The sequence below is a fragment of the Oceanobacter sp. 5_MG-2023 genome, from assembly GCF_030548165.1.
Taxonomy (GTDB): Bacteria; Pseudomonadota; Gammaproteobacteria; order Pseudomonadales; family Oceanobacteraceae; genus Oceanobacter.
In genome coordinates this window covers 1-18,922 of the sequence record NZ_JAUORS010000029.1, presented here as the reverse complement: position 1 = coordinate 18,922, position 18,922 = coordinate 1, and the positions used below count along the sequence as shown (strand labels likewise).

Below are 18,922 nucleotides of genomic sequence, written 5' to 3'. Positions count from 1 at the left end.
TTTTCTCGATTAACAATGCACCACATGGTGTGCAGAAAACCCCTCACCGCATAACAACAGAGTGTGACGGGGTAAAACAATAATAGTCAGGGTTGCCAGCGTTGCAGCAGTTGCTGCATGGCCTGGCCCCGGTGTGACAGGGCATTCTTACGGGCCTTGTCGAGATCCGCCGCGGCACATTGCTCCGCCGCGACATAAAACAGGGGATCGTAACCAAAGCCGTTGCTGCCGGATGGCGAGGTTAATATGGTGCCTTCCCAGTGGCCTTGAAAGACTTGGGGGGTCGGATCTTCGCCATGGCGCATGTAGACCAGTACACATTGGAATCGTGCCGTGCGCTGTGCTGCCGGAACGTCGGCCAGGCGTTGTAATAGCAGGTGATTGTTGTCGTGATCGCCGCTACCTGCCTGGTTCATGCTGGCAAACCGGGCGGAATAGATACCTGGCTGCCCTTGCAGGGCATCTACTTCGAGACCGGAGTCGTCGGCCAAGGCGGGCAAGCCGGTGATGGTCGCAGCGTGGCGGGCTTTGAGAATGGCGTTTTCGACAAAGCTGAGGCCGGTTTCGTCCGCGTCGCTGACACCAAGGTCACTCTGGGGGATAAGAGTGATGTGGCGGTCGGCAAAGTGGCTGTCGAACAGCTGGGAAAATTCCCGTAATTTGCCAGCGTTGCCGCTGGCGAGAACGATTTTCATAGCAGAGCCTTATGGCGCATCGCAAGGTGTCCGGGCATACCGGGCCGCGTTGGCGTTACCCGGTGTGCTGCTGGCGACACGGGTGGATTATTCTTCTTCGTAAAAACGTTGGCTGAAACGGACATCGAAGTGCTTGTTGATGCCATCGGGGGCAACGTCGAGCCGGATTCGATAGGTTTCTTCTTCATCAAAGCGGAACGTCGCAATGTAATAGACGGCGTTGGTTTCCTTGATTTCCTTGAACTGCAGTTCGTTTTCCTGGCCGATCAGGTTTTTTAACGTGCCTTGAATCTGTGCTGTCACTGGCTTGGGCAGGACGTCATCGCCGGGGTTGTTCAGTACCGAAATACTGAGGAATCCCAAGCTGCGCGAGCGTTCTATGCCATAGGCGCTGGCCACGTCTTCACTGAGGAAGCTGCTGGTCAGGCCGATGTAGTGGACTTCATAGTCGCCAAATACCTTTTTTTGTTCACCGCGATCGGCCAGGGCCGTCAGGCTCAATAGCATCAGACAGGTGGTTAGTAGTGCTTTCATCAGCGTCTCCGGGTCAGGTGATAGATGGCAATTTCTCCTAACAGTGCAGGCCAGAAGTTGATCGACCAGTGTTCCTGGTGGTGATCATCCAGCACGGTTTTACGGAGAATCCGAATGTGTTTTTCCGCACACAGTGCTTCAAAGTCGGCCACGGTACACAGGTGAATATTGGGGGTGTTGTACCAGGCATGGGGCAAGGTTTCCGACATTGGCATCCGGCCCTTGAGCGCCAGGTATAGCCGGGTGCGCCAGTGGCCAAAATTGGGGAAGGTGACAATGGCTTCATCACCGATGCGCAGCATTTCGTCGAGCAGGGCATCGGGCCGTTCAACCGCTTGTAACGCCTGGGTCATGATGACGGTATCGATGCTGTTGTCTTTGTAATTACTCAAGCCTTCGTTCAGATCCTGCTCGATCACGTTGATGCCATTGGCAATGCAGGCGGAGATATTGTCCGGGTTGATCTCCAGCCCATAACCTCGCACGTTTTTGTGCTCTTGCAGGTAGTGTAACAGTTGGCCTTCGCCACAACCGAGATCCAGTACCTGACTGTTGGGTTGCACCCACTGCTGGATAATGGACAGATCGGCTCGCAGGTTGGCCAAAGATGTCTGACTCATGAGTGTTTCTCCACGTCGTTGGCAATGCGGCCCATATAGGCGCGGAGGACCTGGTGGTAGCGGGCGCTGGGCAGCAGGAAGGCATCGTGGCCACCGTCGGAATCAATGCAGGCGTAGCTGACGTTCTTGTCGGCTTCGATCAGGGCGTTGACGATTTCTTCGGAGCGCTCCGGGGCAAAACGCCAGTCGCTGGTAAAGGAGACGACCAGGAAGTGGCAGTGCGCCTGACTCAGGCATTTGACCAGGTCGTTATCGTAATCGCCGGCGGGGTCGAAGTAGTCGAGGGCCTTGGTCATCAACATATAGGTGTTGGCATCAAAGCGGGTGCTGAATTTCTCGCCCTGGTAGTGCAGGTAACTTTCGACCTGAAACTCTGGGCTGAAGCTGTAGTTCAGCTTGCCTTCCCGTAGCTCGCGACCAAATTTCTGCCGCATGGCGTCATCCGACAGATAGGTCAGATGTCCCAGCATCCGCGCCTGGGTGAGGCCGACTTTGGGAATGGTGTTGTGTTCCAGATAGTTGCCGTCGTGGAAGTCCGGGTCTTTGGCTATGGCCTGACGGGCGACTTCGTTAAAGGCAATGTTCTGTGCCGACAGCTTGGAGGCTGAGGCAATCACTACGGCGTGACGTAACCGTTCCGGGAATTGAATCGACCAGCGGATAACCTGCATGCCGCCGAGGCTGCCACCGACAACGGCAGCCCATTGCTGGATTCCCAGATGGTCGGCCAGTTGCGCCTGACTGGCAACCCAGTCACGCACGGCAACAATCGGGAAGTCGGGGCCATAGGGCTTGCCGGTTTCCGGGTTTGGGCTGACAGGGCCGGTGGAACCGGAGCAGCCACCCAGATTGTTCAGTGAAACAATAAAAAACTGGCTGGTATCGATCGGTTTGCCCGGCCCGATGGCGTTGTCCCACCAGCCGGGTTTGGCATCATCCATATGATGATAACCGGCAGCATGATGGTCGCCGCTGAGGGCATGACACAGCAGTATGGCGTTGGAACGTTCGGCGTTGAGTTCGCCGTAGGTTTCATAAACGAGGTCGTATTCTGGCAGCACGCGACCACTACGAAGTGTCAGTGGTACATCGGAATGAAATTGCTGGGGAGTAACCAGACCGACGGAATCGTCAGGGATAACTTCCGGCATGGTGGGCGTATTCCTGGAGTATAGAAGCTGGGTAAAAGGCGAGTGTAGCAGTAATCGCGGGGAATCACAGGATGTCTGTGGCGTCCTGCGGCTCGTCTTCATCGACGGGTTGGCGGATCAGGCGAGCGGCCAGTATTCCCCCTTCAAACAGGGCGTACATGGGCAGCGCCAGAATGGTTTGAGAGATAATGTCGGGAGGTGTCACCAGCATGCCGACAACAAAACAGCCAAGGAAAATATACGGCCGTTTTTCACTCAGGGAGGCAACGGTGGTGATGCCGCTCAAGACCATCAGAAAGGTGGCCACGGGTATCTCGAAGGCGAAACCAAAGGCAAAAAAGATCTTCAGAATAAAATCGAGTACGTTGGCGATGTCGGGCATAAACGAAATGCCATCCGGCCCGGCCATGGTGAAAAAACCAAACGCCAGCGGCAGGACCACGTAGTAGGCAAACAGAATGCCGGTGTAAAACAGGATGGTGCTGGACAGCAACAGCGGTACGGCAAAGCGTTTTTCATTTTGATACAGGCCCGGTGAGATAAACCCCCAGAGCTGGTGCAGCATAAAGGGCATGGCGATCAGTACTGCCAGTACCAGTGTCAGCTTGAACGGCACCAGAAAGGGTGAGGCAACGCCGATGGCGATCATTTGTCCCTGGGTTTCAGGGAGCAGGACCGAGAGCGGCTGAACCAGTATCAGATACAGGTCGTTGGCAAAATAGAACATGCCAAGAAACAGTGCCAATACCACCAGCACCGACTTCAGCAAGCGGTTGCGCAGTTCGACCAGATGGGCAATAAGGGGTTGTTCCTGATCCTGGCTCATGATTCGGGCTTGATGTCCTTGGCAGGTGGTGTCGGTATATCGGGCAATATACGGGGTTGGTCGCCGGTGCCGGACGGGTATTCCGGGTCGATGGCTGCCGGTGATACGGCTTCCCGGCTGTCGATGGTTGGTCTGGCTGTGGTTGCTGCTGCGGTCGCCGGTTCTGCCGCAGGGGGCTGGCCGTGGTCTGTACCCTTTGCGTTGTCCCGCACGGCGGCTGGCCGACGGTCGTCGTCATCGAGAAACGTGGCGTAGGGGTCCTTGAGTTTTTCCCGCAGTTCATCGGCCCGTACCTGGCGCTCCAGTTCATCCTGGAAGCCACTCATGGTACGGCGCACACGGCCAATCATCAGGCCAACGGTACGGGCTGCCTTGGGCAGACGCTCCGGGCCAAGCACCAACAAACCAAGGACGCCGACAACCACAAGCTCGAGAAAGCCGATATCAAACATCAGTGCTTGTCTTTCTGCTCGCTGAAGTCAGCATCTTTTTCCACGCTGCCAGACTGGTCAGACATCAGCGGTTTGGGTTTGGCCGGGGCGGCAGCGTCGTCGTCCTTGTCGGCGCCTTCGTTCATTGCACTTTTGAAGTTTTTGATGGCTCCGCCAAGATCACCGCCCATATTGCGCAGTTTCTTGGTGCCAAAAATCACGATCACGATGACCAGGATGATAACCAATTGCCAGATGCTGATACCGCCAAGCATAAGTGTGTCCTCGTTGAGTGCTCAGAATCCGGGCAGCGCAGAGCCGCCCAGAATATGAAAATGCATATGAAATACTTCTTGTCCGCCTTCGACACCGGTATTGGTGATGGTGCGATAGCCGGTCAGGTTCTGGGTGGCGGCAATACGCGGAATAGTCAGCATCAATTTGCCCATCAAGGCGCTGTCTGTGTCGTTGAGGTCGTTGAGATTGACGATATGGCGTTTGGGAATCACCAGCAAGTGAGTCTCTGCCTTGGGGGCAATATCGTGGAACGCCAGAAAATCATCGTCTTCGTAGACCTTGTTGGCCGGAATCTCGCCTGCCACTATTTTGCAAAAAATACAGTCAGTCATCTTGATGTCCTTACGGATAAACGTATGGCAGCGGGGTTATTGGTCGCCGCGTGACGCTTTTTCTTCCAGCCCGGACATATTGAAGCGACGGGCCAGTTCGTTAATCACGGCTTCCGGGCGTTCACCCAGATGCGCCAGCGCTACCAGGCTGTGAAACCAGAGGTCGGCGGTTTCGTAGATAACGTCCTGGTTATCACCACTGCGCTCGGCGTCCTTGGCGGCGATAATGGTTTCGGTGGCTTCTTCGCCCACTTTTTCCAGAATCTTGTTCAGGCCCTTGGTGTACAGACTGGCCACGTAAGAGGAATCTGCCGACGCGCCTTTGCGTTCGTCGAGGATGTCACCCAGGGAGGAGAGAATATCACTCATTTTTATAACAGCTCTGTGAATTATGGAAGATCAGACCCGATCTAGTAGATTTCTTGCGGATCTTTTAATACCGGGTCAACCGCGACCCATTCGCCGTCCTGCCACACTTGATAAAAGCAGCTTTCGCGGCCGGTGTGACAGGCAATGCCGCCTAATTGTTCGACCTGTAACACAATGACATCGGCATCGCAGTCGAGGCGGACTTCATGCAAGGGCTGGATATGGCCCGACTCTTCGCCTTTGCGCCACAGCTTCTGGCGTGAGCGAGAGTAATAAATGGCGCGATTTTCCTCAATGGTCAGAGCGAGGGCTTCGCGATTCATCCAGGCCATCATCAGGATGCGACCGGTTTTGTAATCCTGGGCGATGGCGGGTACCAGACCCTTGTCATCCCATTTTACGGCATCTAGCCAGTTGCTGTTCATGTTGCGTATTACCTGCTGGTCGACACGCTGAAGCCGTGTCGAAAATTCAAACGGTGCCGCCAATGGTGTGGTGACTGGCGCGGTGGTGTTATCCGGGCTGTGAGCATACCGCAAGCGGTTACGGTCGTCAGGCCTTGAGTAATATCCATAACAACCCTAGCAAGCTGATGCTGATACCAAGGGCGTCGGTGATGCCCAGTGCAAAGGCTTGCCACCACAGAAACAGGCCGCCGACGGTCATCAGGCTGGCCAGAATATGATGGCGTTTTTGCTGGTTCTGATATTCCAGTGCCTGACGCAGGGCGGTGATTTCGCGTTGCAACTGCTGCTGGTTTTCGTCCATATGGTTGATGCGAGTGAGCGCACCATGCAGCAGCCCTGGCATTTTCGGGGCTTTTTCGATCCAGGTCGGCAGTTGCCGCTTGAGTTCCTGAAACGCCGCCTTGGGGCCAAAACGGTCACGCACCCAGCGTTCCAGGTAGGGCTTGGCGGTGCTCCACAAATCCAGCTCGGGATACAGTTGACGACCCAGCCCTTCGATATTGAGCAGGGTTTTTTGTAGCAGTACCAGTTGGGGCTGTACTTCCATATTGAAGCGGCGAGCGGTGCTGAACAGCTGGATCAGTACCTGGCCAAAGGAAATCTCCGCCAGTGGTTTTTCAAAGATGGGTTCGCAGACACTGCGAATGGCCGCGGCCAGGTCATGCACCTTGGTGGTCGCGGGTACCCAGCCAGAATCGACGTGTAACTGGGCAACCTGATAATAGTCCTGATTAAAAAAGGCCAGCAGGTTCATGGCCAGATAATGCTGGTCTTCGTCGGTCAGGCTACCGACGATGCCGCAGTCGATACCGATGTATTGTGGCGATTCAGGGTGCTCGCGGGAGACAAAAATATTACCGGGGTGCATATCGGCATGGAAAAAGCTGTCGCGGAATACCTGGGTAAAGAAGATCTCAACGCCGCGTTCGGCGAGCAACTTCATATTGGTGCCCTGGGCCCGCAGCTCATCGATATTGGCCACCGGAATGCCGTAAATACGTTCACTGACCATCACGCTGGTGCGGGTGTAATCCCAGTATACTTCCGGAATATAGAGATCGTCGGAGTCGGCAAAGTTGCGGCGCAACTGCGTGGCGTTGGAGGCTTCAATCTGCAGGTTCAGCTCGCCGTAAATGGTGTGGCGGTAATCTTCCACCACTTCCATCGGCTTCAGGCGGCGGGCGTCGGCGGAATAGGTCACGGCCAGTTTTGCCATGGTTTCGAGCAGCTGCAAATCCCGTTCTATCGTATGTTCGATGTTGGGACGAACCACCTTGACTACCACGTCCTTGCCATCAAACAGGCGGGCGGTGTGTACCTGGGCAATGGAAGCCGAGGCCAATGGCGTCGGAGAGAATTCGGCAAACAGCTGCTCGACGGACTGGCCCAGCTGGGCTTCGATCAAGGCGATGGCCTGATCTTCCGGAAAGGGCGGCACCTTGTCTTGCAGGCGTTTCAGTTCCTGCACCATATCGTCGGGCACAAGATCGGGCCGGGTCGAGAGGATCTGGCCAAACTTGATGAAAATCGGTCCCAGTGCTTCCAGCGCCAGTCGCAAGCGGGCACCACGACTGAGGTTGGGCGGTACCGGACTCAGACGCCAGGGTGCTATCCACAGCAGAATCCTCAAACTGAACGGCAGGTGCTGCAGCGGAATCAGGCCATCGAGGCGGTACTTGCTGAAAACAAACAGGATTTTCCATAAACGCCAGAGTCGGGACACGATTTATTTCTCTCCCTTACCTGGTTGCGTCGAACGGCTTGCTTCCAATAACTGGATGCGAGCGGCCAGGCGGTCGGTTGCTAGCTTGAGTTGGTCGATCTGGTCGGCAACCTGATCCATTTCAGTCTGGGAGACCAGTAATCCGGCTTCTTCCACTGCGTAGTCCCGGGCGGCGGTGGACATGGTTTTGGCGGTGGCTTGCCCCCAACTCATCAGGCCCCGCAGGCCTGCGCCGATCTGGTGGGCTATCAGGCCTCCGGTGGCCGGGCTGATCATGGCTTCCCAGTCGATATCGAGTTGATCCATCAGGCGGCTGAGTGCCATGGCCAGTTCGGTGTCACCTTCGATGGCGACAGCGCCTGACATCAGTACACTGGCCTTGTTGTTGGCGCGGGCAAGGCTGATAAAGTCGGGCAAGGTACCTGTGAGGGTGACATCCGCCATGGCCAGCTCGTCAGGGTCCTGTTGGGACAGCCCCAGTTCGATGCCCTGGTCGAGAATACGCAGCGACAGGGTTCCGGTCGCCACCAGACGAATATGCACCAGTCGGCCGTTATAGCGGCCCAGCTGTTGCAGAGTGGCAGGATCGTAGCGCAAGGCGTGATTGATTGCCGCTTCCCATGGCAAACACAGGGCATGGGTCAGTTCTGCTGGCAGAGAAAACATCAGGGTTTGATTCCCCGGTGCAAGGCGACCACGCCGCTGGTGAGGTTATGGTAGGAACAACGTACCAGTCCGGCGTTTTCCATCATGCCTTTGAGGGTTTCCTGATCCGGGTGCATGCGGATGGATTCGGCCAGGTAACGATAGCTGTCGGCATCGTTGGTCACCAGTTTGCCCATAAACGGCAGTGCCGAGAATGAGTAGAGGTCGTAGGCCTTGCTCATCAAGGGGTTGGTGGGCTTGGAAAACTCCAGCACCAGCAGGCGACCGCCGGGCTTGAGTACCCGGGTGATGGACGCCAGTGCGCCATCCTTGTCGGTGACATTCCGCAAGCCAAAGGCAATCGTCACCACATCAAAACTGTTGTCTTCGAATGGCAGGCATTCGGCATTGGCCTGGACGTACTCGATATTGCCAACGTAACCCTGATCGGTCAGACGGTCGCGGCCGACATTCAGCATGGAGGAATTGATGTCGGCCAGTACTACCTTGCCTTGAGGGCCAACAATACGGGCGAATTTCTTGGTCAGGTCGCCAGTGCCCCCGGCCAGGTCGAGTACCTGATTGCCTGGGCGAACACCGCTCATTTCGATGGTGATGCGTTTCCACAAACGATGCACTCCGAACGACATCAAGTCGTTCATCAGATCGTACTTGGCGGCGACCGAGTGGAAGACATCGGCAACCATTGCCTGTTTCTCGTCAGTAGCGACGGTTTTGTAGCCAAAATGAGTGGTTTTTTGATCCGGCGGTTGTTGCGACATTAGGCACCTCCAAATGTGGTCGGTCATTTTAGCCATGCGCGCGGCGAATGTCTTGCGCTGTGCCTGTTTGTCGTATGCCGACGGGTAAATCAAGGCGGAGGCAGGTTCTGGATTTGCAGGCCGGAGGAAAGCCGGTGGCGATTGTGCGGGAGAATGGCATGGGCAATCGTTGCCCATGCCACATGGTCGGCATTATATGCCGATGGCGATGCCTGTTGGCATACTGGAGAGTGTGGCCAGTTGGCCAATAACCATGATTTCGAGTACCTGGATCAACAGGAAAGCGATAATCGGCGACAGGTCCAGGCCACCCAGGTCGGGCATGGCATTACGGATTGGACGAATGGCGGGTTCCAGAATCTGGTTGATCAGAATCAGCGCCGGGTTGTAGCTGTTGGGAGCTACCCAGGAGGCGATGACGGTAATCAGCAAGCCCCAGAAGTAGATGTTGAGCCAGAGTGACAGCACACCAATCAGCGCCCATACCAGCAGATAACCCCATGGCAGCATAAATTGACCGGCAATCATCAGAATGGCGACCATTAACAGCAGCTGGGCAAGATAGGTCAGCACCAGTGAGGCGATGTCCAAGCCACCAAAACCGGGAATGACCCGACGCAGCGGCACCAGTAGCGGATTGGAAAAACGCAGAATGAATTGGGAAATCGGATTATAAAAATCCGCCCGTACCAGCTGCAGCAAGAAGCGCAGCAAGAAAATCAGCAATACCATGCTGCCGATGGTGTTCACCAACAGCATTCCAACTTGTGACAGGGGAGACATGATTACTCCGTTTATAGCTTAAAAAAACGCTGTGTGTTCTGGATCAGAAAGTCAGCTGGCTGGCGACATCCCACAGGGTATGCCGATGCTATTCGCTGAGTTCCCGGTTCATTGCTGCCGCACGGTTCTGGGCTGCGGACATGGCTGCCTGAACAATGTCACGAATCCCGGCTTCTTCAAAGGTCAAAACCGCTTGTTCCGTGGTGCCTTTGGGAGATGTAACCCGGCGACGTAATTCATCTGGGCCAACATCGGATTGTGAGGCCATCATGCCAGCGCCGAGTGCCGTTTGGACGGTCAGGGCGCGAGCGGTGTCTTCACTCAGACCGAGTCGGGTTCCGGCCGCGATCATGGCTTCCATCAACAGGAAGTAATAGGCCGGGCCACTGCCTGAGAGTGCCGTTACGATGTCGAGTTCCTGCTCGTCTTTCAGCCAGACGGTGGTGCCGGTGGCCTGCAGCAGCCGGTCGGCACCATTACGCTGGTCGATACTGACGCCGGGGCTGGCCATCAGGCCGGTCGCGCCGGCACTGAGTAATGCCGGGGTATTGGGCATGCAGCGGACAATGGCAGAACAACCGCTCCACTGTGCCAGGTTCTCCAGGGTGATACCGGCAGCGATGGATACGACCAGTGGCTGGCGTGCCTTGAGGGTTTCCCGCAATGGCTCCAGCACGCTTTTCATCATTTGCGGCTTGACCGCCAGAATCACGGTATTGGCGTTGCGAATGGCTTCCAGGTTGTCGGCAAAAGTCTGGATGCCAAATTGGCTGGCCAGTGCCTGGCGCTTGTCTTCACCGGGGTCGCTGACCTGAATCATCTGGGCTGACAGGTCGCCCTGGCGTAACAAGCCGCCGATAATAGCGGTGGCCATATTACCGCCACCAATAAATGCGATATGCGTCATAGGGAATCCTCGTGTTTGTCGTGGCCGTCCGTATCAGAGTGGCTCTGCTGTCCGGGACGTGCGCCAAAAATATCTGTGCCGATTCGTACCTGGGTAGCGCCATGGCGTATGGCCAGCTCCAGGTCGTTCGACATGCCCATCGACAGTGTGTCGACGCCGGGGTACTGCTGTTGCAAGGCTTCAAACAGATGTCGCATTTGCTGGAACTGTGCGACCACAACAGCCTCATCTTCACTGGCTTGCGGAATGCACATCAGCCCGCGCAGTTGTAACCGGGGTAATGAGTTTATCATAGCTGCCAGACGGGTGATGTCTGCGGGGGGCAGGCCAGCCTTTTGTGGTTCGGCGCTGATATTCACCTGAATCAGAACATTCAAGGGCGGCAAATGGGGTGGCCGCTGTTCGTTCAGACGCTGGGCGATCTTGTCGCGATCCAGGGTTTCCATCCACTGGAAGTGTTCGGCTACTGCGCGGGTCTTGTTGGATTGTAATGGTCCGATAAAATGCCACTCGATATCGCTCAGACCAGCCAGTGCGGTGATCTTCTCGACCGCATCCTGCAGATAGTTTTCGCCAAAGCGACGCTGACCCAGCCGGTAACAGCTTTCGACCATACTGGCGGGTTTGGTTTTACTGACGGCCAGCAAGCTGACCTCTTCGGGTATCCGGCCGCTGTTCTGGCAGGCCTGCCGGATGCGGTCGCAGACGCTCTGGTAGTGTTCGGCAAGTGTTGTAGACATTAGTTACGCTTTGGTTAGGATTGAGTGGTCGTGCAGAGCATTACACGCTCTGGTATATGATGATCGTATAAAAGGTTGATCCATGCCATCACCTGGCTCAGATATCAGCTGTACGAATAAAATGTTGTGCCTACAGAGGAAAACAGGCGATGGATATTACCGAATTGCTGGCTTTTAGTGCCAAGCAAGGTGCTTCGGATTTGCATTTGTCGGCAGGCTTGCCGCCGATGATTCGTGTTGATGGTGATGTACGCCGGATCAATGTACCGGCACTGGAACATAAAGAAGTGCACTCGCTGGTGTACGACATCATGAATGACAAGCAACGCAAGGATTTCGAGGAATTTCTCGAAACCGACTTTTCGTTTGAAGTGCCAGGGGTCGCCCGCTTCCGGGTCAATGCTTTTAACCAAAACCGGGGTGCTGGTGCGGTATTCCGGACGATTCCGTCCAAGGTTTTGAACATGGACCAGCTTGGTATGGGCGAAGTGTTCAAGGATCTGGCCAGAATCCCCCGTGGCATTGTACTGGTGACTGGCCCGACCGGTTCCGGTAAGTCGACGACCCTGGCAGCCATGATTGATTACATCAATGAAACCAAGCACGACCATATTCTGACCATTGAAGACCCGATTGAATTTGTTCACGAATCGAAAAAAAGCCTGATCAACCAGCGTGAAGTTCACCGCGATACCCTGGGCTTTAACGAATCCTTGCGTTCGGCGTTGCGGGAAGACCCGGACGTGATTCTGGTGGGTGAGATGCGAGATCTGGAAACCATCCGGCTGGCATTGACCGCTGCCGAAACCGGCCACGTGGTGTTTGGTACGCTGCACACCACCTCGGCTGCCAAAACCATTGACCGGATCGTCGACGTGTTTCCCGCGGAAGAAAAATCCATGGTGCGGTCGATGTTGTCGGAATCCCTGCAAGGGGTTATTTCCCAGGCGCTGTTAAAACGCACCGGCGGTGGCCGGGTTGCGTCCCATGAAATCATGATTGGTACCCCGGCGATTCGTAACCTGATCCGGGAAGATAAAGTCGCACAAATGTACTCGGCCATTCAGACCGGGGCGTCCTACGGCATGGTGACCATGGACCAGTCGCTCAAAACCTTGCTGTCACGTGGCCTGATTTCTCGTGAAGCTGCGCAGGAAAAAGCCAAAAACCCGGATGCTTTCTAGTCCGGAGTATTGTGACGACATGGAGTAAGCTGTTATGTCGATGGACAAGTTTTTACGTTTGATGGTCGATAAAGGCGCGTCGGATCTGTTTATTACAGCCGGTGTTGCCCCATCGATGAAGGTCAACGGACAGATTTTGCCACTGAGCAAATCGCCGTTAGCCGCTGAACAGACCCGGGATATTGTTCTGGGTTTGATGAACAGCAAGCAACAGGATGAGTTTGAAAGTACCAAGGAACTCAACTTTGCAATCAACGCTCGAGGAATCGGGCGGTTCCGGGCCAGTGCATTTTATCAGCGTAACGTCGCCGGTATGGTATTGCGGCGTATCGAGACCCGGATTCCCAGTGTTGATCAGCTCGGTTTGCCCGAGATTATCAAAGAGCTGGCGATGACCAAGCGAGGTCTGATTCTGTTTGTGGGAGCGACCGGTACGGGTAAGTCCACCTCGTTGGCGTCGATGATTGGTTTTCGCAACCATAACAGCAAGGGTCATATTCTCAGTATTGAAGACCCGATTGAATATATTCATCAGCATGACGGCTGCATCATCACCCAGCGTGAAGTGGGTCTGGATACCGAAAGCTTTGAAGTGGCGCTGCGGAACTGCCTGAGGCAGGCTCCGGACGTGATTATGATTGGTGAGGTACGTTCGCCGGAAATTATGGAAAATGCGGTGACCTTTGCCGAGACCGGGCACTTGTGTTTGGCCACGCTACACGCCAACAATGCCAACCAGGCACTGGAACGGGTGATTCACTTTTTCCCACCGGAGCGGCACGGGCAGGTGTGGATGGATTTGTCACTTAACCTGAAGGCGATTATTGCCCAGCAACTGATTCCAACGCCGGATGGTCGTTCACGTCGGGCGGTCATTGAGGTGCTGATCAATACACCGTTGGCATCGGACCTGATTCGCAAGGGCGAAGTTCATGCCCTTAAGCCTTTGATGAGAAAATCCACCGAAGCGGGGATGCAAACCTTCGATCAGGCCTTGTACCACTTGTATGAACAAGGCGAGATTACTTACGAAGATGCGCTGGCCCATGCGGACTCTGCCAACGATCTGCGCTTGATGATCAAGCTGGCATCCGAAAGTGATGCCGAGCATCTGACCGGTATGAGCAAAAGCTTCAAACTCGAAAACTAACGCATGTCATGCCCGGCTGTATTCGATAGCGGATATCCAGGCACCACCAAAACAGCCGTTATAAACAATGTGGCCAGGGTCCTGGCCAGCGGCTCCGGCAATCACCATCATCGGCAGCAGATGCTCTTCCCGTGGGTGTACCAGTCGGGCGTTGGGAGCCGATACCCAGTCGGCCAGTTTGCGTTCCCGTTCGGTGGGCGCTTGCAGGGCAATTTCCTGCAACCATTCATCAAATGGCCGGGACAGTTGCTGGCTGGTTGGGGTGCACAGCTGGCGCAGGTTGTGAAACGACATGCCACTGCCAATAATCAGTACACCTTCGTCCCGCAATGGCTGTAATGCCTTGCCAATCTGGATGTGATGGGCCGGATTCAGGCTGCCCAGCATCGACATCTGCAGTACCGGAATATCTGCTTCCGGGAACATCACTTTCAGTGGCACAAAGGTGCCGTGGTCGTAACCGCGCTGATCATCGCTATCGGTGGCAAAGCCAGCCTGATGAAGCAGTTCGGCGACCCGTGGTGCCAGTTGTGGGGCGCCGGGAGCGGGCCATTGGATATGATAGGACGCGGGTGGAAAATTGTAATAGTCATACAGCATGGGCGGATGGGGTGCGGTTGCCAGGGTGATAACCGGTGCTTCCCAGTGCGCGGAAATGACCAGCAAGGCCTTGGGGCGTTGTGGCAGGGTGGCAGGGTAGTGTCGCAGGAACTGGCGCAGTGCCTGCATTTCGTTGTCACCAAATTGCCCGCCCAGATCCACAAAAGGCCACGGGCCTCCGCCATGAGGAATAAAAACCGTGGGCATGGTTAGTGGCGACGACATAGTGAGCTCCAGCGAGTAATTCTGAGGAAAAGCGGGTAGTGCGAAAGCAGTTGCCCGAAAGACTTGTCAGTTTACTCACAGCCAGCGTGGGACAGTATCCCGATAGCTGGTGAACTCTGTTCCAAAATGTTCGGCCAAGCGTTGCTCTTCCGGCTCGATCTGGAAGCGGTTGAGGTAATAGACAAACACCGGTAACAGCAACAGGGGCAGTACATGAGTCAGGTAAATAGCCCAGCCCGCCAGGTTCAGTAACAGGCCAACGTACATGGGGTTACGGGTATGGCGATAGATACCGGAGGTTACCAGGAACGCGGTGTTTTCCGGTTTCATCGGGTTGATGGTGGTGCGTCGACGGATAAAACTGATCAGTGCGATCAGGTCCAGTCCCAGCCCGGCCCCCACACAGCAACCCACCAGAATCTTGTCCATCAGTCCAAGCTGGCTCAGTGTTGGCAGGTTAGGGGATATCAGCCACATGGCGGCGGCAAAAATAATGGCTACCAGTGGCGGGGGTATCATGAGTTCCAGTCGTTTCAAACGTATTGTCCTTTTGGTCGGATCAAGGGTGCGTCAGACTGACCGCAGTGTGTTGTCACGGCTGTTCGTGTCTGGCTATGGTAACGAATCCGGCGTGGCAGGGTTATCCCACTTCTGTCGGGCTTGCGTGTCGCTGCTGCGAGTGTCGACCCAACGCTCCGACAGCGTCTCGCCTGTTGGCCCGATCAAGGTCTCCTTTTTCCAGAACGGGGCCTGGCTTTTGAGAAAGTCCATGATATACGCCGCCGCATCAAAGGCGTTTTGGCGATGGCCACTGGAGACTCCGATAAAGATAATCTGGTCTTCAATATCGAGCGCACCGATACGATGAATCAGCCGCACCCGGCCCAGTGACCAGCGTTTCCTGGCGGCGGCAACGATGTCGGCCAGAGCGCGCTCAGTCATGCCGGGATAATGTTCCAGAAACAGACGTGAGATGGTGTCACCCTGATTCTGTTCTCTGACCCGGCCGACAAAAAAGACCACGGCACCATCATCGCGATTGTCCTGACAGAGCTGCTGATATTCGTCGGCAACGGAAAAATCATCACGCTGTACCCGGATATCATCCATATCAACCTCCCGTCATGGGCGGAAACAAGGCGACCTCATCGCCGCTGTTGATCACCATGGTTTCATCATTACAAAGCGACTGGTTGATGGCGACCAGAGCCTGCCCGGCTGCGAGGGAGTCCGCGTGCTCGGTAAACTGCTGTTGCAGCGCCAGGCGCATGGCCTGCACGGTGGTTGGTGCTGCCAGTGTCAGATTGATCGCTCCGGTACCAAGCTGGTCTCGCAAGCGGGCAAACAGTAATACCTGAATCATGGTGATACCTCCTGGAGGGCATCAACCTGCCAGTGACCGGTTTTGCCTCCGAGTTTTTCCAGCACCCGGATGCCACCGAGCGTCATACCGGGGTCGACGGCCTTGCACATATCAAACAGGGTCAGGGCGGCGACACTGACGGCGGTAAGGGCTTCCATCTCGACGCCGGTTTGACCCGTGAGTTTGCAGTAGCTGGTAATGCGAATGCGGTTTTGTTCTGGCTGGGGGGCGAAATCGACGGCTACCTTGCTCAGCATCAGCGGATGACAAAGCGGAATCAGCTGGCTGGTCTGTTTGGCCGCCTGAATCCCGGCGATACGGGCAACGGCAAAGACGTCGCCCTTGTGGTGATCCCCGGCCAGAATTTGTTCCAGGGTAGCCGCCTGCATGGTGACAAAACCTTCGGCCCGGGCTTCCCGGACGGTTGGCTGTTTGTTGCTGACGTCGACCATATTGGCTTCGCCACGGGCGTTGACGTGGGAAAACCCGGTTACTTCGTTGGGTTCAGACATGGATAAATAGCCTCGTACGTATCAGCCGCGGCTGTCACACAGCTGGTTGGCGGTGTTTTTCAGTCGCAAGACAAAGTTGCAGGGCTTGAAACGGCTGTCCAGCTGGCTGGCAATAATCTCGTCCCAGGCGGTACGACAGGCATTGGTGGAACCCGGCATACAGAAAATCAGGGTGCTGTTGGCCAATCCGGCAACGGCCCGGCTCTGAATGGTGGAGGTGCCGATTTGCTGATAGGAAATATGGCGGAACAGTTCACCAAAGCCATCGATGGTCTGGTCAAACAGCGGAATCATGGCATCTGGTGTGGTGTCGCGTTCGGTGAAGCCGGTGCCACCGGTAATCAGTACCACCTGGGTGGTGGCGTCGGCTATCCAGTTAGAGACAGTGGCCCGCAGCAGGTATTTGTCATCAACGACAATGCGTTTGTCGGCCAGCTGGTGGCCGGCATCGGTCAGTTTGTCGATTAACAGTTTGCCGCTGGTGTCGTTTTCCTCGGTACGACTGTCGGAAACCGTTAGTACGGCAATGTTCAGCGGCATGAATTGATCGGTAAAAGTCTTGGACATCAGAGTTACTCGCGTTCGATAACGTTGGGATAAGCACCGACTTGCTGGCTGGCAAGCCATTCGTCATGGGTGTTGGTATTGGTCAGTGCGGTAGGATTGGCGGGTTGCAGAGACAAGGCCTGGCAAAAGCTCAGCAGCCCGCGGATCGATTTGTCGGCGGTCGCCAGCGTCAGCTGGTCTTCCAGATATTGTCGTACGTTGGCAGATAGCGGCAGGTACAGCGGTAGATATTCCTGCAGAAAATAAACGGCTCGATGATCACTATGGCCGGTAGTGAGCAGGTAACGCAGCGTGGGCAAGTCCATCAACGGCAGATCGACGGGCATCACTAGCAAGGCGGTTGCCTTGGGGCAGGCATTGGCAATGCTGAACAGTCCGGCCAGTGGGCCATCGTGGTGTTCGTCATTGACATCACAGACCACCAGGTGTTGCAGGTCGTCCGGGGTGGACAGGGAGGCATGGCGGCTGATAAACAGTTGTTGCAGCCCAAGCTGCTGCATCAGATCGACTTGGTGGTGCAGCAAGCTGGCATGTTCTCTGGCGGGAAGCATGGCCTTGTCTTGCCCCATGCGACGGGACGCCCCGCCTGCCAGAATCACCCCGATGGTTGTTGCCTTTGCGTGTGTATCCATATCGCCTCCGCTGTCGGGTTTATCCCGGTGTTAGCCACCCAGCATGGCAAAATGACGGGTAGCGCCCGTATTGCCGCTTTGCAGGTAATGGGTTTCGTCTTTCAGGCCCAGGCGCTGCTCCAGCTCTGCTACCAGCAGTTCGGGGTCTACGCCGGGCTGTAGTAGCGATCGTATGTCATAACCCTGTTCGCCAAACAGACAGAGATGCAATTTCCCCAGCGACGAAATACGCAGACGATTGCAGCTGGAACAAAAGTCTTTGCTATAGGGCATGATCAATCCCAGTTTGCCACGATAATCCGGATGGGAAAATTCTTCTGCCGGGCCATCATGCTGGTGGCGCATGGCGACCTGCCAGCCGGTGTCTCGCAGCTGTTGCCGGATGGATTCGCCACTGACGTGATGCTCGGCAAAAAAGACCGGGTGATCACCGGTTTCCATCAGTTCGATAAAACGCAAGGTCACCGGGGTGTGTTTGATCCAGTCGAGAAACTGTTGCAAGCGCTCGCTGTTAAAGCCACGCAACAACACGGCGTTGATTTTGACATCCAGCCCGAGGCTTAACGCCCGTTCCAGCCCCGCCATGATACGGTCGAGATGTGAGTAGCCCGTGATGGCGGCAAATTGCTGTGGGTCGAGACTGTCGATGCTGAGATTCAGGCGTTGCAGACCGGCTTGCTGCCAGTCGTCAACCTGGTCTGCCAGGCGGTAACCATTGGTGGTTAACGCCACTTGCTCGATGCCAGGTGTCTGGGCCGCCAGACTGATGATGTCGGTGAGGTCCTTGCGGACACTGGGTTCACCGCCGGTAATACGTATTTTGCGGGTACCAAGATGGGCAAAGGTTTGCAGCAGTGGTGTCATTTCTGCCAGCGTCAGTGGTTCTGGCTGATCGGTTTTCTGATAGCCATCGGGTAAACAGTAGTGGCAGCGAAAATTGCACACGTCGGTAATCGACAGGCGCAAGTAACTGAAGCGGCGACCATAACGGTCGCTCAGCTCGGGCTTGAAGCGGGTCATATACACCTTTCCAAATAAGGGAGGCCCAATGGTTTCCCATCGAACCCTGGTGGCTGGGGCGTTATGCCTTCAGGCGTCAGCCTGTGCCACGGCAGAGGCTTCATCACAGGATGGCTTGCCACCCTTGTCTTAGAAGCAACTGCTCGGCGTTTGTCAGCGCCCAGTGTAGGCGGTTTGAGTGCAAAAATGTAGCGACGCCCAATCAGGTTCAAAAAATATTGAATGACTGTTCAGAGTGGCGAGAATAGTGTGAGTCAAAGCAGTGCCATGACAGTGTTACAGGGTTGGGGTCAGGAGTGGGATCAGGAGTGGGATCAGGAGTGGGATCAGGAGTGGGATCAGGAGTGGGATCAGGAGTGGGATCAGG

The 18,922-nt window shown here is 55.6% G+C and carries 26 protein-coding genes and 1 riboswitch; of the genes, 2 read left to right on the top strand and 24 right to left on the bottom strand.

The window, feature by feature from the left end:
- Positions 1-86: 86 nt before the first annotated feature.
- From rdgB to Q4551_RS14965, 16 genes are all read right to left on the bottom strand, one after another.
- Positions 87-695 carry an RdgB/HAM1 family non-canonical purine NTP pyrophosphatase gene (rdgB, locus tag Q4551_RS15040; protein WP_303434693.1) on the bottom strand — a complete coding sequence of 203 codons (609 nt, stop codon included), beginning with the start codon at positions 693-695 and terminating at the stop codon, positions 87-89.
- Between the two features lie 87 nt (positions 696-782).
- A complete protein-coding gene (locus Q4551_RS15035) occupies positions 783-1,229 on the bottom strand; it encodes a DUF4426 domain-containing protein (RefSeq protein WP_303434692.1) in 447 nt (148 codons plus the stop codon).
- On the bottom strand, positions 1,229-1,825 hold the full coding sequence (gene metW, locus Q4551_RS15030; RefSeq protein WP_303434714.1) for a methionine biosynthesis protein MetW: 597 nt from the start codon (positions 1,823-1,825) through the stop codon (positions 1,229-1,231). The genes Q4551_RS15035 and metW overlap by 1 nt, the downstream gene beginning before the upstream one ends.
- Before the next feature lie 20 nt (positions 1,826-1,845).
- The gene (locus Q4551_RS15025) at positions 1,846-3,000 is read right to left on the bottom strand and encodes a homoserine O-acetyltransferase (RefSeq protein ID WP_303434691.1); all 1,155 of its coding nucleotides are present in this window, start codon (positions 2,998-3,000) and stop codon (positions 1,846-1,848) included.
- 64 nt (positions 3,001-3,064) lie between these two features.
- On the bottom strand, positions 3,065-3,826 hold the full coding sequence (gene tatC, locus Q4551_RS15020) for a twin-arginine translocase subunit TatC (protein WP_303434690.1): 762 nt from the start codon (positions 3,824-3,826) through the stop codon (positions 3,065-3,067).
- On the bottom strand, positions 3,823-4,278 hold the full coding sequence (gene tatB / locus Q4551_RS15015; RefSeq protein WP_303434689.1) for a Sec-independent protein translocase protein TatB: 456 nt from the start codon (positions 4,276-4,278) through the stop codon (positions 3,823-3,825). The genes tatC and tatB overlap by 4 nt, the downstream gene beginning before the upstream one ends.
- Positions 4,278-4,532, bottom strand: coding sequence for a Sec-independent protein translocase subunit TatA (gene tatA / locus Q4551_RS15010; protein ID WP_303434688.1), 255 nt, complete (start codon positions 4,530-4,532; stop codon positions 4,278-4,280). Before tatA ends, tatB begins: the two co-directional genes overlap by 1 nt.
- 21 nt (positions 4,533-4,553) lie before the next feature.
- Positions 4,554-4,886 (bottom strand): histidine triad nucleotide-binding protein, encoded by a 333-nt coding sequence (locus Q4551_RS15005; protein ID WP_303434687.1) that lies wholly within the window; start codon positions 4,884-4,886, stop codon positions 4,554-4,556.
- A 36-nt stretch (positions 4,887-4,922) separates the two neighbouring features.
- Positions 4,923-5,255, bottom strand: coding sequence for a phosphoribosyl-ATP diphosphatase (locus tag Q4551_RS15000; RefSeq protein ID WP_303434686.1), 333 nt, complete (start codon positions 5,253-5,255; stop codon positions 4,923-4,925).
- A 41-nt stretch (positions 5,256-5,296) separates the two neighbouring features.
- Positions 5,297-5,680 carry a phosphoribosyl-AMP cyclohydrolase gene (hisI, locus tag Q4551_RS14995; protein WP_303434685.1) on the bottom strand — a complete coding sequence of 128 codons (384 nt, stop codon included), beginning with the start codon at positions 5,678-5,680 and terminating at the stop codon, positions 5,297-5,299.
- A 127-nt stretch (positions 5,681-5,807) separates the two neighbouring features.
- Complete coding sequence (gene ubiB, locus Q4551_RS14990; RefSeq protein ID WP_303434684.1) at positions 5,808-7,445, bottom strand: ubiquinone biosynthesis regulatory protein kinase UbiB; 1,638 nt, start codon at positions 7,443-7,445, stop codon at positions 5,808-5,810.
- A gap of 3 nt (positions 7,446-7,448) precedes the next feature.
- Positions 7,449-8,111, bottom strand: a complete 663-nt coding sequence (locus tag Q4551_RS14985; RefSeq protein ID WP_303434683.1) for an SCP2 domain-containing protein — start codon at positions 8,109-8,111, stop codon at positions 7,449-7,451.
- Complete coding sequence (ubiE, locus tag Q4551_RS14980) at positions 8,111-8,872, bottom strand: bifunctional demethylmenaquinone methyltransferase/2-methoxy-6-polyprenyl-1,4-benzoquinol methylase UbiE (RefSeq protein WP_303434682.1); 762 nt, start codon at positions 8,870-8,872, stop codon at positions 8,111-8,113. The genes Q4551_RS14985 and ubiE overlap by 1 nt, the downstream gene beginning before the upstream one ends.
- Positions 8,873-9,064: 192 nt before the next feature.
- Positions 9,065-9,655 (bottom strand): YggT family protein, encoded by a 591-nt coding sequence (locus Q4551_RS14975; protein WP_303434681.1) that lies wholly within the window; start codon positions 9,653-9,655, stop codon positions 9,065-9,067.
- A gap of 88 nt (positions 9,656-9,743) precedes the next feature.
- A complete protein-coding gene (gene proC / locus Q4551_RS14970; RefSeq protein WP_303434680.1) occupies positions 9,744-10,562 on the bottom strand; it encodes a pyrroline-5-carboxylate reductase in 819 nt (272 codons plus the stop codon).
- Positions 10,559-11,302 (bottom strand): YggS family pyridoxal phosphate-dependent enzyme, encoded by a 744-nt coding sequence (locus tag Q4551_RS14965; RefSeq protein WP_303434679.1) that lies wholly within the window; start codon positions 11,300-11,302, stop codon positions 10,559-10,561. The genes proC and Q4551_RS14965 overlap by 4 nt, the downstream gene beginning before the upstream one ends.
- Positions 11,303-11,451: 149 nt before the next feature.
- Here Q4551_RS14965 and Q4551_RS14960 point away from each other — a divergent pair, with 149 nt between their 5' ends.
- Together Q4551_RS14960 and Q4551_RS14955 are read left to right on the top strand one after the other, a co-directional pair.
- Positions 11,452-12,486 carry a type IV pilus twitching motility protein PilT gene (locus Q4551_RS14960; RefSeq protein WP_303434678.1) on the top strand — a complete coding sequence of 345 codons (1,035 nt, stop codon included), beginning with the start codon at positions 11,452-11,454 and terminating at the stop codon, positions 12,484-12,486.
- 34 nt (positions 12,487-12,520) lie between these two features.
- A complete protein-coding gene (locus tag Q4551_RS14955; protein ID WP_303434677.1) occupies positions 12,521-13,636 on the top strand; it encodes a PilT/PilU family type 4a pilus ATPase in 1,116 nt (371 codons plus the stop codon).
- A gap of 6 nt (positions 13,637-13,642) precedes the next feature.
- Here Q4551_RS14955 and Q4551_RS14950 read toward each other — a convergent pair whose 3' ends face one another.
- From Q4551_RS14950 to moaA, 8 genes are all read right to left on the bottom strand, one after another.
- Positions 13,643-14,461 carry a class III extradiol ring-cleavage dioxygenase gene (locus tag Q4551_RS14950; protein WP_303434676.1) on the bottom strand — a complete coding sequence of 273 codons (819 nt, stop codon included), beginning with the start codon at positions 14,459-14,461 and terminating at the stop codon, positions 13,643-13,645.
- 75 nt (positions 14,462-14,536) lie between these two features.
- The gene (locus tag Q4551_RS14945; protein ID WP_303434675.1) at positions 14,537-14,998 is read right to left on the bottom strand and encodes an isoprenylcysteine carboxylmethyltransferase family protein; all 462 of its coding nucleotides are present in this window, start codon (positions 14,996-14,998) and stop codon (positions 14,537-14,539) included.
- 75 nt (positions 14,999-15,073) lie between these two features.
- Positions 15,074-15,571 (bottom strand): molybdopterin synthase catalytic subunit MoaE, encoded by a 498-nt coding sequence (gene moaE / locus Q4551_RS14940; RefSeq protein WP_303434674.1) that lies wholly within the window; start codon positions 15,569-15,571, stop codon positions 15,074-15,076.
- A gap of 1 nt (position 15,572) precedes the next feature.
- Entirely contained in the window at positions 15,573-15,824 is a 252-nt protein-coding gene (locus Q4551_RS14935) for a MoaD/ThiS family protein (RefSeq protein ID WP_303434673.1), read from the bottom strand.
- Positions 15,821-16,336 carry a cyclic pyranopterin monophosphate synthase MoaC gene (gene moaC, locus Q4551_RS14930; protein WP_303434672.1) on the bottom strand — a complete coding sequence of 172 codons (516 nt, stop codon included), beginning with the start codon at positions 16,334-16,336 and terminating at the stop codon, positions 15,821-15,823. The genes Q4551_RS14935 and moaC overlap by 4 nt, the downstream gene beginning before the upstream one ends.
- 21 nt (positions 16,337-16,357) lie before the next feature.
- Entirely contained in the window at positions 16,358-16,903 is a 546-nt protein-coding gene (gene moaB / locus Q4551_RS14925) for a molybdenum cofactor biosynthesis protein B (RefSeq protein WP_303434671.1), read from the bottom strand.
- A 5-nt stretch (positions 16,904-16,908) separates the two neighbouring features.
- Entirely contained in the window at positions 16,909-17,535 is a 627-nt protein-coding gene (locus Q4551_RS14920; protein WP_303434670.1) for a molybdenum cofactor guanylyltransferase, read from the bottom strand.
- Between the two features lie 30 nt (positions 17,536-17,565).
- Positions 17,566-18,555: a GTP 3',8-cyclase MoaA gene (gene moaA, locus Q4551_RS14915; RefSeq protein WP_303434669.1), complete on the bottom strand. Its 990-nt coding sequence runs from the start codon at positions 18,553-18,555 to the stop codon at positions 17,566-17,568.
- Positions 18,543-18,716: riboswitch (molybdenum cofactor riboswitch) on the bottom strand. It overlaps the preceding gene by 13 nt.
- Positions 18,717-18,922: the final 206 nt, after the last annotated feature.